The organism is Pantoea cypripedii, from assembly GCF_011395035.1.
Taxonomy (GTDB): Bacteria; Pseudomonadota; Gammaproteobacteria; order Enterobacterales; family Enterobacteriaceae; genus Pantoea; species Pantoea cypripedii_A.
The window spans coordinates 1,510,050-1,525,312 of the sequence record NZ_CP024768.1 but is presented as its reverse complement, the minus strand read 5'-3'; the positions used below and the strand labels follow the sequence as shown (position 1 = coordinate 1,525,312).

The window sequence follows — 15,263 nt, the reverse complement described above, 5'->3', positions numbered from 1 at the left end:
GTCCTCAGTCTTCGCGCGTCAGTTGTGCCACCGCATCCACCACATCCTGCACGGTACGCACCGAGCGGAACATTTCCGGGCTGAACTTATGCCCGGTGCGCTTTTGCAGATGCACCACCATATCGACGGCATCGATGCTGTCGAGTTCGAGATCTTCATACAAACGCGCATCCGGGCGAATGTCGTCAGGTTCAATTTCAAACAATGAGGTCAGCAGCGCTGCAACTTCCTGGTAAATCTCATCTTTATTCATCATGCTTACCGCTCTCAGGCTTGCTGTTGTTCAATAAACGCGGCCAGCGTGGCCACGGAAAAGAAATGCGCGCGCAGCCGTTCGCTTTCTGCGGAAAGCTGCACACCAAAGCGATTTTTCACCGCCAGGCCGAGTTCCAGCGCGTCGATGGAGTCGAGTCCCAGACCCTCACCAAACAGCGGTGCATCGGTATCGATATCGTCCACACTGATATCTTCCAGATTCAGCGTGTCGATAATCATTTGTTTAATCTCGTTGATCATGGCTTGCATAACTTAGTTAGTCTCTTCAGGGGTCAGAGCCTGTTGCAGGTGACGCGTCAGGTGACGCGCTGCCAGCGGCTGCGCATCTTCATGCGCCTGGTAAAAGCTCTGGCTGGCAATGCGTGATTGTACGCGCACAGTAAATCGCGGTTTAACCGGTGGAATCTGATACCAGCGGCTCTGCTTATCCAGCATGCGTTGGGTGCAGCTGATATGAACCACGCGCAGATCGCATCCGGCACGCACGGCGATATTGGCCGCGCCCCGTTGTAATTTTAGTGACTCGCCGTAACGGGTGCGGGTGCCTTCAGGAAAAATCAGAATGGTATCGCCACGTGCCAGGCGCTGCTGGCTCTCAGGCAACAGCGTTGCAGCCTCGCTGTTGATCAGATAATCCGCGGCACGGATCACGCCACGCAAAAAAAAGTTATGCTGCAACTCGGCTTTCACCAGGCAATCTATCTCGGGTAACACCGAGGCAATCATCACGTAATCGATAAGCGAAGGATGGTTGGCGACAATCAGGCAGCCACGATCCTGTTGCAGCCGCTCTGCCCCTTCGATGTGATAATCATAGACGCCAACCCGGCGGCAAAAACGCAAAAAACAACGGAAACTGCAGGCGATGCTGCGCCGGGCGATCTGACGGCGACGCGCTGCATCACGTTGCACCAGCAGCAACAGGTTGAACCAGACCAGCGACAGCAATAACCCGCCGACGCTGAACAAGCTAAAGCTGACGGCCGTCATCAGCAGCCGCCAGTAATAATTCCAGCCAGCGTTGCGGCGCTCAATCATGCGCACGCTCCCACAACCATTCATGCCGCTCTCCCGGCACAGCAAAAGCCGCCTGCTGTCCGAGCAGGCCATGCAGAAACTGCAAACTTTGTGATAAGGATGGCGAGTGACCGGGCCGCAGTGGCTGCGCCTGACAGCGCCAGTCGTCACCGCTACGCAACAGCAGTGCCACCGCATACGGGGCATTGAACGGCATGTCTGCCAGCCAGGGGCGATAATATTCCGGCACCAGGCCCTCGAAATCCACCAGCATCACCTGCTGATAACCGGCCTGATGCAGTGCCGCTACTTCCAGCAGCCCCTGCTGAAAACTGTCCATCCCCGCCGCAAGCGAGGTGGACACCAGTGGCTGGCGTGCTGCAATGGTCAGGCTGCCGACGGCAGAGTTGTGGACGGACATAGCAAAATCGGTAGGAGAGAGTGCCTGTTGCTGCGCCAGGGCTGCAAGTATGCGCAGGTTGCGTTCCAGCTCACCGTGACGGCTGGTAAATACCACGGCATCCACCTGCTGACGCGCCAGCAACGCCAGGCCGCACTCCACTGCCGCACGGCTGCCGCTGCTCAGACGGCGTGCCGTCATCATCGGCAGAAACCGGGGTTTCGCGAGTGGTTGGGAGGGATCAATCTGCGGAGCATGTTCTGCCCAATGCTGCCAGGCACTGAGGGTATCAAGGCCCGGTGCCAGAGCGTGCCAGTCGATAAGCGTGTAAGCGAGTTTCATACCTGCATTCTTTTATAAGTCTGAGGGAAGGTCAGATTTTCCTGGTGCGGCATCCCTTCCCTGCCTGATTCCGGTCATCCGCGCTGGCGGATGTCTGCCGATTAAAGAAGGCGGGCAACTGACTAATTCTATAACCTGGTGGCAGACCTGCACGCGGACCGGCTTATCGCGTCGCCAGTGCCGCCAGACGCAGCTGGATATCCTGATCGAGGTTATGTACCCAGCGATGGTAATTACGATGAATCTGACCCTTACCCGCTAACAGGTTCTGGCTGCCAACGTATTGAATGCTGTAAGTTTGTGCACTGTAGATCACCCGGATGTCTGCGGTGTGGCCGCGTTGCGTCAGGCGGCCATTGATCACCCCCGGCCCGGCCGGCGTCATCACCCACTGACGGCTAAGCCCCGCTTCGATAATGGTGTTTTTCATCTGGCTGTCGCTGTAGCGCTGGCTCAGCGTTTGATTGATCGCCGCAATTGGCGCGGTACGAGAGACACAACCGGTTAACAACGTCGCCGTGACCACCAAAGCCACGCCCCATGTCTTCATCATCATTTCCCTTTTTTCCCCTGTTATGAGCAAACCCTTCGCCCTCTGGGGCGCTGAGAGTAATGCTGCATGATGCAAAAACAAGAGAAAAAAGCATAAATCACTTTATTATCAGAATGTACTCACGAAATATCAGATAAGTCTGTGATTAAACCGGAATATCCACCACAAAATCGCGCAGACACATGATGATTAACCTTTCCAGCCGCCCCCCAATGCGCGGTAAAGATCGATTTGCGCCAGCAGCAGGGTATTTTTCACACTCACGACGCTGAGCTGCGTATTGAACAGGGTGCGTTGCGCATCCAGTTCGTCCAGATAGGAAGCGTAACCGTTCTGGTAGCGGTTGCGCGCGATACGTAACGCCTCACTGACGTAGTTTTGCTGTTTCTCCAGCTCGGTCAGTTGTTCCTGATTGCGGCGGATGGCATCCAGCGCAGTATCCACTTCGGCGAAGGCATTTCTCACCACTTTCTCGTAGCCAAACAACGCCTGATTGCGTGCCGCCATCGCCACATCCACCTGTGCCGTCAGCGCTTCACGATTGAAGACCGGGGCCAGCACGCTGCCACCGATGCTCCATAAACGGAACGGATTATCAATCAACTCATGTAACTGGTAGCTTTCAAAGCCGCCGCTGGCAGTCAGATTGAGTGACGGCAGCAACTGCGCTTGCGCCGAAGCCAGCGAGGCATCAGACGCCAGCAGCTGACGCTGTGCCTGGACAATATCCGGGCGACGATTGAGCAGCTGCGACGGTAACAGCGTCGGCAGCCGCTGTGGCAGGATCTGATTGAAATGCCCGGCACGGGCGATTTCACGCGGGTTCATCCCCACCAGCACGCTGAGGGCATTTTCCTGCTGCGCAATCTGGTGCTGCAACTGGGGTACCTGCGCTTTTGCCGTCTGATACTCTGACGCTGCCTGCATCCACTCCAGTCGCGAGGAATAACCGGTTTGGTACTGACGCTGTGCCAGCGTCAGGGAATTCTGCCGGCTGATCAGCGTCGCCTCGGTGACACGCAGTTGTTCATCCAGTGCACACAGGCTGAGATAGCCGGATGCCACCGAGCTGGCAACGGTCAACTCCGCCGCTGCCGCCGCTGCACGTTGCGCATCCAATGACGCCTCGGCGGCGCTGATGTTGTTGCGGCGACTGCCCCACAAATCGACGTCATAATTGGCCTGTAACGATGCCTGAAACACCGCATTTTCATACGGCAACCCGGTGGCGGCGGAAATGGCGCGCTGATGAGTCGCCCCCGCACCGGCTGTCACGCCAGGATAGTTATCCCCCTCAGCGGCACGTAGCTGAGCACGATACTGATCAACACGGGCACGGGCGGTGAGAATATCGCTGTTATGCAACAACGCCTGACTGACCAGCCGATTGAGGTTGTCATCGCCAAACGCTCGCCACCATTGTGCTTCCGGTGCCGCACCCGGTCCTACCTGCTGACGCCAGCTTTCCGGTATCGGCAACGAGGCCGGTGCTTTTTCGACTTCTGTCGCACAGCCATTCAGCAGTAAGACGGTGAGCGTCGCCAGCATCAATCGGCTCATAGCGCATCCTCATGCGGTGCGGCGGCCGTATCGATACTGACTTCAACCGACATCCCCGGACGCAACGCCTGTAAATCACCATGCACTTTAATTCGTACCGGAATGCGCTGCGCAATTTTGACAAAGTTGCCGGTGGCGTTATCCGGCGAGATGGCGCTGAACTCCGATCCCGCCGCTGGCGAGATATATTCCACGCTGCCGTCGTAGCGTTTGCCATCCAGCGCATCAACGCGAATCGTCACCGGTAAACCGGGCCGGATACGCGCCAGCTGGGTCTCTTTCAGGTTGGCAATCACCCATTTGTTATCCGGCACCACCGAAGTCAGGCGCGTACCGGCGGTGACAAAGGTGCCTTTGCGGACCGACAACTGGCCGAGCTGGCCGTTATCGGGGGCAATGATCCGCGTGTTGGCCAGATCAATATCGGCCAGCTCCAGCGCCGCTTTGGCGTTAGCGACATCGCCTGCCAGCGCCGCGCGATTCACAATCACCGTTTGCAGATTTTGTTCGGCTACCGCCAGTTGCGCCTCAGCCTGACGTACCTGTGCCTGTGCCTGGGCATTGGCGGCCCGCGCAGCATCACGCTCACGCACCGATAGCGAGCCATCCGCGGTAAGATTTTCCACCCGTTTCAAATCAAAGCTGCTTTTTAGCGCCTGCGCTTTGGCATTGTCGATGGACGCCTGGTTACTGAGGATGGTGGCTTCGGCACTTTTACGCTGCTGCTGGTTGTTGTTCAGCGCCGCCTGTTTCATCGCCAGCTGGGCCTGCGCCTGATGTACCCGCTGACGATAAATACGATCATCAATGGTCATCAGCAGTTGCCCCTTCTCTACCGGTTGCAGATCCACCACATCCACCGACGTCAGATAACCACTGACCTGCGGGCTGATAAAGGTCACCTGACCCCGTACATAGGCATTTTCAGTGGACTGAATCGTGCTGGTGAAAGGCCACAGTTGCCAGGCGTAAAGGATCACCAGCACACCGACCAGCACAATGCCACTGCCTGCCGCAATTGAGAGAATACGCCGACGGTTGATGCGCTCGCGCTCTGCGGCCTGAAGATCGTCCTGTTGACTCATGGTGTCTCCGTTCGGTTTGCTGATAAGGCCAGCTGACGTTGCTCCGCCAGATTACGCCGGGCCAGTCGCCAGTTGAGGTAGCGCAGGCGCGTGAGTCGCCAGAGCACCCACATCAGCGTGATCAGGGCCAGGCCAGCGGTGAGATAATAGGTATCGTTATAAGCGAGGATGTTGGATTGCAGCGTCGCAATCGTCTGCAACTGGCTGCTGCTCTGCGCGCTGAGCAGGGTGCCATCCGGCAACTGGCTGCTAAACAGGGCGCTGTATTGGCTGAGACGCTCGGTGACATTCGGGTTGAGCTGCGACAACTGATCGCCCAGCAGGCTGGAGTGATATTTTTCGCGCCAGGTCTGGAAGGTGCCGAGGATCGCTGCGCCAATCAGCCCGCCGAGATTCTGGCTCATGCCGAACAGCACGACAAAACTGACCAGGTTTTTCGGCTGCGTGACCACGCTGCCAATGCCCAGCAGCATGGCGGGGGCCAGAAAAAAAGCGCTGCTAAAACCGAGCAAAAACTGACTGAAATACATGTTATCGCCGCGCGTCAGCGGGCTGGATTGCGCATCCATCAGCGAGGCAATGATCATTACCAGCAGCGAGAATACAATCGGCCAACTGAGATGGGTGGGCCGGATGGTCAGCGCACTCAATACGATGCCCGCCACCACCCCCAGAATGATCGCCAGCGCCATGCCGCGCATTTGATCGTTAAGCAAACCCAGCTGTTGCAGGAAACCCACGGCCCCGGTGTTCTGCTCCGCCAGCACGATACGCATCATGATCATCACGATGCCCAGCCGCACCATCATGCCGTTGCTCAGCCAGCGCGTATTGATCAGGGGATTTTGCCGGTTATGTTCCAGCACCACCGCTGCAACAATCAACACCAGCGCAATCGCCAGGGATATGCCCAGCCACGGCGTGGTAAACCACCATTCAATGCGTCCAAGGGACAGCACCGCACAAATCAGCGCCATGCCGGGAGCCAGCAAAATAAAGGTGAGAAAATCGAGTTTTTCGAACGCTTTGATGCGATCACCCGGCGGCAGCTTCACCACCAACACGCAACCCAGCGCGATCATCGCCAGTCCCAGCTCGAACAGATACAACCCGCGCCACTCATCCAGTTGTAGCAATTCCGTGGAGAACAGCCGCGCCAGCGGGATCGCCAGCTGCGAAGCGGTCAGGCCAATCACCAGCGCTTTCAGGCGATGTTTCGCGGGCCATGCCTGAACCTGGTAATAAATCCCCAGCGAACTCAGCGCTGCCCCCACCATGCCGTGCGCAGTACGCACAATAATCGCCGAGCTGAGATCGTTGGCCAGCAGATGAAAAAACGCCACCAGCACATACAACACCAGGAAGGCTTCGGTGAACAGACGCAGACCAAATTGCTGGCGAAACTTCACCAGTAACAGGTTGATAGAGATATTACCCATGACATATACCGCGGGTAACCAGGCAATTTCATTGGAGTACGCGGCGAAGGTGCCTTGCAGATTGGTCAGATTGGCGGTGACCAGCGCATTGCTCAGCGCACCGGTGATGGAGATCAGCAGGCCAATCAGACCAAAGGCGATGCGCATGGCTGGCGAATGCAGTGGCGTGGAAGGCGACCCCGGCAGCATCGGTTTCTCGTGTGGCAACCACTCTCGCTGGGCATAGGGATTGCGCTTCGCCACCGTTATAACGTCCCCAGCCGCGTCAGTAGTTGCTGCAACACATGCTCAGTGACGGCCAGTGCCTGTGGGTCAATATCAGCCAGCAACTGGGCGCGTAGCGTATCAGCCTGAGTTTTTACTTCCGCGAAGGCAATGTTGCCCTGCTCCGTCAGCATCAGCAGGCGCTTGCGGCGATCCTCCTGGGGCTGGACGCGCGCCAGCAATTGTTGTTTCACCAGCCGATCCACCAGTGGTACCACACTGGCCTCTTCCAGACCCAGCAATTGCGCCAGGGCTTTTTGCGTCGGTGGTTCATTTGCCGTCGCCACCGTAGCGATGGCCATCCAGCTACTCATACTCAGCCCGCTCTCTTTCAGACGGCGGTCAACCGCCAGCCGCCACGCATGCGCAGTGAGATGTAATAAACGGGAGAAGGGTTGTGGATAGTCAGTCAAAAGATAGTGACCTAATGGTTAGATGTCTAACTAAACAGTGACGTTATTATACGCAGACCCGGTTGCGAATGAAAATACCCCAGCACCCCTGATTAATTCACGATGACCATGGTAGTGCGAAATTTGACACAACCCATGAAGCTGTACATCCTTGCTGTATAGGTTATGTGAGGTAACCGTCTATTTATCTGGCGATAAATGGATGAATAGCACAAAATGTTCATGTTTACCTTGTACAGATTGAGAGTCATTGTATAAGTTTATTGTCCGGGGACTGGTTAACGGTCCTGTAACGAATAATGCACGTTGTGCCGCCTCTGAAGGTGTTGTGGATTTCCACCTCCAGAGGCGTCTTTTTTGTCTGTGAGATGACGTTGGGTCTTTCACGCCTGTCCGCGTGAGAGTTTTATCATCGTGAGTCTGATGATTCTCATCAGACTGAATTTTAGGACTTTACACATGCAAAATGCCGTTATAAGCCGCGATCAGGCCATCGCGCGATATTTCAATCTGGCGAGTGAAAGTGCAGACAAGCAAATGGCTGTATTTGGTCAAATCGTTGCTGAAATTCTGCAAACCGGTATGCCCGTCACCAATAAGGCAATTATTTCTGCCCTGATTGTCCGGCTGGAGCAGGAAAATGATGTGGCTCAACTGGATATTTATCGCCAGCTGCTGGAGATCGTGGTGCATAAAACACCGGATGATGTCCTGGTATAAATCACGATTCCACGGATGGAATCCCCCACCTGAACACAGATTTAGTCTGGCATCCCCCAGCATTGACCGGTAACATCCTTTTCCCTGTCCGTTTCTCATCTGGTTACTGCCTACCGTTTGGTAAGCGCAACATAATAAAAGAGCCTGCACAATTTATGAGTCATCCATCCGAAGATCTCACGGTAAGCCGCGTATTACGCTCGCCTGCCCTTCTCACCCGCGAATGTCTGGCCGGGATTATTACTGCGCTGGCCCTGATTCCTGAAGTCATCTCTTTTTCCGTGATTGCCGGTGTTGATCCTAAAGTCAGCCTGGTGGCGTCGGTGGTGCTGTGCCTGACGTTATCCCTGCTGGGTGGCCGCCCGGCGATGGTCACCGCCGCCGCAGGCTCGGTAGCACTGGTGATAGGCCCCATGGTACACGCGCACGGCGTGGAATATATTCTGCCCGCCGTGGTGATGGGTGGCGTGATTCAGATTTTGTTTGGCCTCGCTGGCATGGCGCGCATGATGCGCTATATCCCACGCTCGGTGATGATTGGTTTCGTCAACGCGCTCGGTATTCTGATTTTCTTTGCCCAGGTGCCCCATGTCTGGGGCCAGTCCGGCCTGGTATGGGTGCTGTTTGCCGTTACGCTGGCGATTGTGTTGTTGCTGCCGAAAGTGCTGAAAAGCGTTCCCTCTCCGCTGGTGGCGATTGTGGTCGTGACCGCTATTGCGCTGCTGCTGGGCTATCGCGTACCCAATGTGGGTGATGAAGGCCCGATGACAGCCGGATTACCGGGGTTCACCACGCTGCTGGTGCCGTTTAACCTGCAAACGTTGCAAATCATCTGGCCGACGGCGCTCAGCATTGCCTTTGTTGGCCTGATGGAATCACTGCTGACCGCAAAACTGGTGGATGATATTACCGACACCCCATCCAGCAAACGCCGCGAGTCCTGGGGGCTGGGTATCGCCAATATTCTGGCCGGGTTTTATGGCGGGATTGCCGGTTGTGCCATGATCGGCCAGACCATTGTTAACGTGGAACTGGGTAAAGCCCGCACCCGCGTTTCCACCGTCGCCGCCGGTCTGGTGCTGCTACTGCTGGTGACCGGCCTGAGCCAGATCATGGCGCAGATCCCAATGGTGGTGCTGGCAGGCATTATGATGGTGGTGGCAGTGAAAACCGTGAACTGGCATAGCCTGCACCCAGCGACACTGAAACGCATGCCGTGGTCAGAAACGCTGGTTATGGTGCTGACCGTTGCCATGACGGTATGGACCGGTAACCTGGCACTGGGCGTGTTAGTTGGGGTGATCCTTGCCATGATGCTGTTTGCGCGCCGTATTGCGCATGTAATTCACGCCGAACGGCAGCTGAGTGATGAAGGTGACCAGGTACATTACACCGTGCGTGGCCCGTTGTTTTTTGCCAGCAGCAACGATCTGTTCGAACATTTTGACTACGCGCACGATCCTGCATCAGTGACCATTGATTTGACCCATGCGCAGATCTGGGATGCTTCCAGTGTCGCGGCGCTGGACGCCATTGAATATCGCTATCAACGTCATGGTGCCACCGTGACCTTTATCGGACTGGATAACCGCAGCAGTGATTTCCATCGTCGCCTGACAGGAACGCTGGGGTAAGTGTTCGCATAAATAACCGGGGCCAGCCGTGTTACCACGCTGGCCCCGGGCGTTTTATGATGTGATTACAGGATGGTGACGTGGATCCTGTCTTCAATCAGGACTTCCGATTGACCACTGCTGTGGTAATCATGATAAACCTTGCCATCAATGGTGACGGTGCCGTTATCCTGCCAGTGATCAGCCCCACCGCTTAGTTCAACGTTGCCATTCTCGCCATTGACGATCAGGGCATCATGATTTTCACCCTCCACCTTATCCAGCGTCTGATTATCCACTTTCAGGGTGTTATTGCCGTTGGACATATCAATGTTATGCATCTCCTTCAGGGCATCCACCAGGTTGGCCAGATCGATGTTCTGGTGATCGCCATCCAGCAGCAACGCAATACCGCTATCATCGTGATGGTTTGGTTCATCAACATTAAACGCACGAGCCGCTGGCGTCGTGTCATCCGCTACTGGCGCATCATGGGTGTTATAAATCACATACACCTGACCGTTGTATTGCGCGTTGGGATTTTTATCGGTGGTTGCAGCCCCGATCTGCGAGGGCGCACCGACCAGCAGATCAGGGTGACCATCTTTGTTCATATCAACGACATCTACCGACCAGCCAAAGTACTGATTTTCAACGCTGCCGTAATGCACTTCCCCCCAGCCGTTTTCGAGTATGGTCTTAATGTCGATCTGACCATGGTTGGCCTTCAGGGCATCCTCATAATCCTTTTCATGGCCGCCATAGACGACATACACCGCCCCGACAACTTTGTTGTTATTCACCGCCAGTGGGTCGCTGATGACCAGATCGTTGATGCCGTCACCATTGAAGTCATAGCCACCGATGACATTGAGACCAAAACCCTGCTTGCTGCCGGGATGGTTGGTACTGACGATGCCATAACCGTATTGGGTGTCGAAATCTTTAACCGTCTCGTTGACCCCAATATTGATATCGCCCTTGATCTTGTTGGCGTGCAGAACCCATACCTTGCCATTGCCTGAACCGGAATAATCAGTACTGGAACCGATCGCAATGTCCGTATCGGTGCCATTGCTGAATCCGCCGAGATTGGCAATATTATGGTTGTGCGGGATTTGTTCAGCTCCGCCACCATCGGCAATTGGGCGCGCATTGATTTCATTTAATATACCCTCACCGATGTTATGGATACGAATCAGCTGAGTCGGATCCGCAGTCGCATCGGCCACGCTGAAACTATTGGGCAACCCATCTTCAGGGACTTTATAGAGATACCAGGTGCCACGTCCCGCACCATTCTTCACGGCTGACTCAGCGTCCTGAATAGCAAGGTACTGTTGCTGGTTACCAAAAATATCCCCCAGCATCTGAATATCGGAGCCGAAGTTATAGTTTTGAGTAGAGCCTGCGGCATTGGTGTAATCTTCATAGTCGATATTCCCCACCACCATGCCATCGGGTGTGGTAATCGGCACCCACGGAGCATGCGGAGTCCCGTTTGTCGGATCGGGTTGTAGCTTGATGTTCCCCCACTTTCCGTGTTCGGGATCAAAAGTGACGGTAGTGATCACACCCTGCTGGCCGCGTGGAGCTGAAATGTCGCTGATCAGAAATGTCAGCGTGCCATCCGCGTTGGCGACAGATCCAACGTTGAAGCCAAAATATTTCCCCCAATCCGTATCGGTCATCATAAAACCATAAGGACTGTGGCCGCCTTCAGCATTTGAAATCTCTTTAAGATCGAAATTATTCGGCAACGGTTCCTTAACGAAGAAGGCCTTGTCATTCCAGTGTGAATAAATCGCCACCCAGCCATTATCAAGCGCCTTGATACCATAACCCATCAGATCACTGCCATCCCCATTGGCATTAGCCACGGCACTGCTGTTGGTAATAATTGTGCCAATTCCCGGATGTGCTTTGAACAACGCTTCCATGCTGGTGCTTTCGGTAATCATCCAGGCATACTGTTTGGCGACGGCGTAAATCACCCCCTGATAGTTTTCACTTCCTGCCTGATTTAATCCTCCGCGGGGGGCGGTGATATAGATAAAATCTTCGCTGGTCGTGATGGCATAGCCAAAGTTGTCCCCGGTTCCCTTGCCCGCATCAGAAAAAAGTACAACAGGCTCTGCGGGCAGCACTGTCCAGCTGCCGTCTGCGCTGCCGTTCAGATAACCCGGTTCTGATTCGTTAGTCGCCTGGTCCACAACCACCGCGCTGATATGGTGCGGGCCGGTATCGAGTGAATGTTGATCATCCGGTGTGTAGCTCCAGCTGCCGTCAGGATTGACCTTCACGTCACTGGCAATAATCTTGCCCTGATCATCCTTAATGGTGACCGTCACTGTATCGTAAGTGTCATTATCCTTGAGAGTGACCTGCCCGCTGAAGGTTGGCGTTGCATCGGTTTTTTCTGAGTCGGTGACGATGGTCGTCGTATTGTGATTAGCGGTGTCCACATTGAAAATCGGCACAGCCGTTTCGCTATGGTTCCCTGCCGCATCCACAACCTGAACCTGCATGTGATCATAGCGGCCGTCAGCCAGATCAGGCACCTCGGTGCGCCACGCTCCCTGATCATCTGCTTTCACGGATATCAACACGTTGCCATCCTTATCGAGGATGTTTACCGTGCTGCCCGCTTCCGCATTGCCGCTGAGCGTCGGCGATTTATCGTTGGTCACACCATTGGCAAGAATGACTTCGTGAGTCTGATCATTGGTGATCACGATATCGGTCGCTGGCGCTGGAGGAACGGTATCCTGGGTATAATCCACCGGGCCGGTGGTTGCACCTATATTCCCTGCGGAGTCAGTGACCGTCACTGTGATATGGTGTGGTCCTTCTCCCAGACCGTTGTCCGGGGTAAAGGTCCAGTTACCTTCGGCGTCGATGGCAACGTCAGCCAATTGATCTTTGCCGTCTTTAATGATGACCTTATCACCCGGTTTTGCCCCCGTTACATGACCACTGAAATTTGGCGTGCTGTCGTTGGTGGGATGGTTGTGATCAATCACCTTCTGATGGTCGTCGGTGATAATCAGGGTGCTGGTGCCCTCTTCCGGCTGAGTATTCTGGTTATACTCCACCGTGTAAGACGGGGTGCCCTGGTTGCCAGCCTCATCAGCGACGGTGGCGGTAATTTTGTGTTCGCCATCGCCCAGCGCCGGGTCCGGAATAAATGTCCAGTCGCCATTTGCATCAATTGCAGCTTCACCCAACACTTTACCGTCGTCTTTGATGATCACCTTATCCCCCGCTTGCGCGCCAGCGACATGGCCGCCGATGTGCGGGGTGCTGTCGTTGGTGGGATTGGTGCCGTTAATTATGCCGCCATCATCGTTAGTAATTTCGAGGGTACTGGTGGAAGTCGGTGCCTGAGTATCCTGGGTATAGTCGATACGGGTGGACGGTGTCCCCTGGTTGCCTACCGCATCGGTGACGGTGGCGGTAACCTTGTGTTCGCCATCGCCCAACGCAGGTTGCGGGGTAAACTGCCAGTCGCCGTTTTCGTCTATTGCCGCTTCGCCCAACACTTTTCCATCATCTTTGACGATCACTTTGTCCCCCGGCTGCGCCCCATCTACATGGCCGCTGATGTGCGGGGTGCTGTCGTTGGTCGGCTTTGATCCATCAATGGTTTCGTTGGCATCATTGGTGATCCGGATGGTACTGACGCTGTCCGGAGGCGTGGTATCGACAGTGATGGTCAGATCGGATTGCGTGCTGTTACCGGCGGGATCCGTCACTTCGACCACCAATTCATTGCCGCCTTCACCCAGCGGTGCATTCGGGGTTACCTGCCAGTCGCCGTTACCATCAACCACCGCAGATCCAATCACCGTATCGCCATCTTTAATGGTGACGGTGCTGCCCGGTTCAGCCTGGCCGTGAATCGCAGGGGTGCTGTCGTTGGTATTTGTGCCGTTATTGGCATTACCGTCCCGGTCATCCACCGTGATATTTTGTGCCGCATCAGGAGAGGTGGTATCGACTTGCAAATCAACCTGTTGCGATGCGCCACGGTTACCCGCAGCATCCTGCAATTCCGCAGTGAGTTGATGCTGCCCCTCACCCAGGTCATGATCTGGCGTATAGGTCCAGTGGCCATTGGCATCAATGTCCGCATACCCCAGCACCTTATCGCCATCCTTAATGACCACACGATCACCTGCCTCTGCATCGGCGACAGTACCGGTGATTGTCGGAGTGGCGTCGTTGGTAATGCCAGCGGTAATCGCCACAGGATTTGCCGGATCATTGTCGTTGATCAACTGCAAATCAGACAGCGTGCCTGGGGGCGGCGTGGTATCAACGTTCAGTGTGATATCCGATGTGGTGCTGTTTCCCCCTGGATTGGTGACATCCACCTGCAAATTGCTGTCGCCTTCCGCCAGCGGGGCATCCGGGGTTAGCTGCCAGTCGCCATTCCCATCAACAACGGCAGAGCCAATCACCGTATCGCCATCTTTAATGGTGACGGTCATGCCGGGTTCCGCTTTACCCTGAATCACCGGAGTCGCGATGTTGGTGGTATCGCCCGCAATGCGGTTGCCGTCTTTATCAAAGATCGCAATGTCATAGGCGGGATTTGGCGGACGGGCGTTGCTGTCACTGCCGGAATGATCGTCTGAGCCGCCACCATGATGTGAAGCCGCAATAACTCCGCCAGCAATCGCTGCAGTAGCGAGACCTGCCGCTGCTGCTGCCCAGCCACCGGACATGCCGAAGAGACCTGCGGCACCTTTATCGTCGTTATCATCCTGCTGCCCGGCCGCTGCTGCGCCATCTGTTGCCTGAGCCCCGGGGGCACTGTCTCCTTCTGCTACGGGTATCGCTTGCCCCGTACTGCTTTCGCCTTCTGTCAGCGCGCTGACCAGCGAAGTCTCTCCGCTTGATGACCAGCTATAGCGATGACCCTGGTCGTCAATACCGTAGATGTCCGGCGGTGTCTCCTGTGCATAATAATCTTCGATCAACACCACTGGATGTTTGCCATGCCCGGTAAAAATTTCCAGATCATTACCATGACGCACAAACCTCAGGCTTTTGATCGAAGCGATGTCTGCGCCCGCTTTTAACGCAATCTGTCCATGCGGTGGTGACTGGATAGTTAATTGCGTTAACGGCTCAACTTTGATGATAACGTTATTTTCGCTGCCGTTAATATTCGTTGCACGATGCAATAAGTCGTCCGTTGACGATGAATATGTCATATAAATTTCCCGGTGTTGTATTTCAGTATCATTTCTATGCTAAAGCACAGGATTAAGATTTATCTCTGGCATTGCTTTATTAAAGGTAAGCAACTGACAGGATGATAAATGTTGAATTAATCCAAATATATATATCGAGGCAGCTATATATATGAAATGGTCCTGAAAAAATCCTATCCACCAACTTAACAAATGACACAAAAAATAAATTAACCCATTAAAATAAAACAATATTACCTGGAAAATCAGACTTAAAATCAGATGTCATAAATTAATCACAGGAATTAAGTCAAACTCCCGATTATTATCCCCCGCCAATCTTTTCATCCCATGCCGGCACCACTTATAAAATAAAAATA

The 15,263-nt window shown here is 54.7% G+C and carries 12 protein-coding genes; 2 read left to right on the top strand and 10 right to left on the bottom strand.

Annotated elements, in window-relative coordinates; all coding sequences use genetic code 11:
• Window positions 1-4 precede the first annotated feature (4 nt).
• The 9 genes from CUN67_RS07050 to CUN67_RS07010 all read right to left on the bottom strand — a co-directional run bounded on the left by CUN67_RS07050 (window position 5) and on the right by CUN67_RS07010 (window position 7,349).
• Complete coding sequence (locus tag CUN67_RS07050; RefSeq protein ID WP_208714593.1) at window positions 5-256, bottom strand: acyl carrier protein; 252 nt, start codon at window positions 254-256, stop codon at window positions 5-7.
• Window positions 257-267: 11 nt separating this feature from the next.
• The gene (locus CUN67_RS07045; RefSeq protein ID WP_208714592.1) at window positions 268-525 is read right to left on the bottom strand and encodes a phosphopantetheine-binding protein; all 258 of its coding nucleotides are present in this window, start codon (window positions 523-525) and stop codon (window positions 268-270) included.
• A gap of 3 nt (window positions 526-528) precedes the next feature.
• Window positions 529-1,338 carry a lysophospholipid acyltransferase family protein gene (locus CUN67_RS07040; RefSeq protein WP_254711382.1) on the bottom strand — a complete coding sequence of 270 codons (810 nt, stop codon included), beginning with the start codon at window positions 1,336-1,338 and terminating at the stop codon, window positions 529-531.
• Window positions 1,307-2,035 carry a beta-ketoacyl synthase chain length factor gene (locus CUN67_RS07035; RefSeq protein WP_208714591.1) on the bottom strand — a complete coding sequence of 243 codons (729 nt, stop codon included), beginning with the start codon at window positions 2,033-2,035 and terminating at the stop codon, window positions 1,307-1,309. Before CUN67_RS07035 ends, CUN67_RS07040 begins: the two co-directional genes overlap by 32 nt.
• A gap of 163 nt (window positions 2,036-2,198) precedes the next feature.
• Window positions 2,199-2,591 (bottom strand): hypothetical protein, encoded by a 393-nt coding sequence (locus CUN67_RS07030; RefSeq protein ID WP_208714590.1) that lies wholly within the window; start codon window positions 2,589-2,591, stop codon window positions 2,199-2,201.
• A 186-nt stretch (window positions 2,592-2,777) separates the two neighbouring features.
• On the bottom strand, window positions 2,778-4,148 hold the full coding sequence (locus CUN67_RS07025; RefSeq protein ID WP_208714589.1) for an efflux transporter outer membrane subunit: 1,371 nt from the start codon (window positions 4,146-4,148) through the stop codon (window positions 2,778-2,780).
• Window positions 4,145-5,233: an HlyD family secretion protein gene (locus CUN67_RS07020; RefSeq protein WP_208714588.1), complete on the bottom strand. Its 1,089-nt coding sequence runs from the start codon at window positions 5,231-5,233 to the stop codon at window positions 4,145-4,147. The genes CUN67_RS07025 and CUN67_RS07020 overlap by 4 nt, the downstream gene beginning before the upstream one ends.
• Window positions 5,230-6,915 carry an MFS transporter gene (locus tag CUN67_RS07015; protein ID WP_208714587.1) on the bottom strand — a complete coding sequence of 562 codons (1,686 nt, stop codon included), beginning with the start codon at window positions 6,913-6,915 and terminating at the stop codon, window positions 5,230-5,232. Before CUN67_RS07015 ends, CUN67_RS07020 begins: the two co-directional genes overlap by 4 nt.
• Window positions 6,916-6,917: 2 nt before the next feature.
• On the bottom strand, window positions 6,918-7,349 hold the full coding sequence (locus tag CUN67_RS07010; RefSeq protein ID WP_208714586.1) for a MarR family winged helix-turn-helix transcriptional regulator: 432 nt from the start codon (window positions 7,347-7,349) through the stop codon (window positions 6,918-6,920).
• 459 nt (window positions 7,350-7,808) lie between these two features.
• Between CUN67_RS07010 and CUN67_RS07005 the strand changes: the two genes are divergently transcribed.
• Window positions 7,809-8,069, top strand: a complete 261-nt coding sequence (locus CUN67_RS07005) for a biofilm/acid-resistance regulator YmgB/AriR (RefSeq protein ID WP_208714585.1) — start codon at window positions 7,809-7,811, stop codon at window positions 8,067-8,069.
• Between the two features lie 155 nt (window positions 8,070-8,224).
• Window positions 8,225-9,703: a SulP family inorganic anion transporter gene (locus tag CUN67_RS07000; protein ID WP_208714584.1), complete on the top strand. Its 1,479-nt coding sequence runs from the start codon at window positions 8,225-8,227 to the stop codon at window positions 9,701-9,703.
• A 65-nt stretch (window positions 9,704-9,768) separates the two neighbouring features.
• On the opposite strand, the gene CUN67_RS06995 is transcribed toward CUN67_RS07000, so the two are convergent.
• Window positions 9,769-14,904, bottom strand: coding sequence for an Ig-like domain-containing protein (locus CUN67_RS06995; protein WP_208714583.1), 5,136 nt, complete (start codon window positions 14,902-14,904; stop codon window positions 9,769-9,771).
• Between the last annotated feature and the right edge of the window lie 359 nt (window positions 14,905-15,263).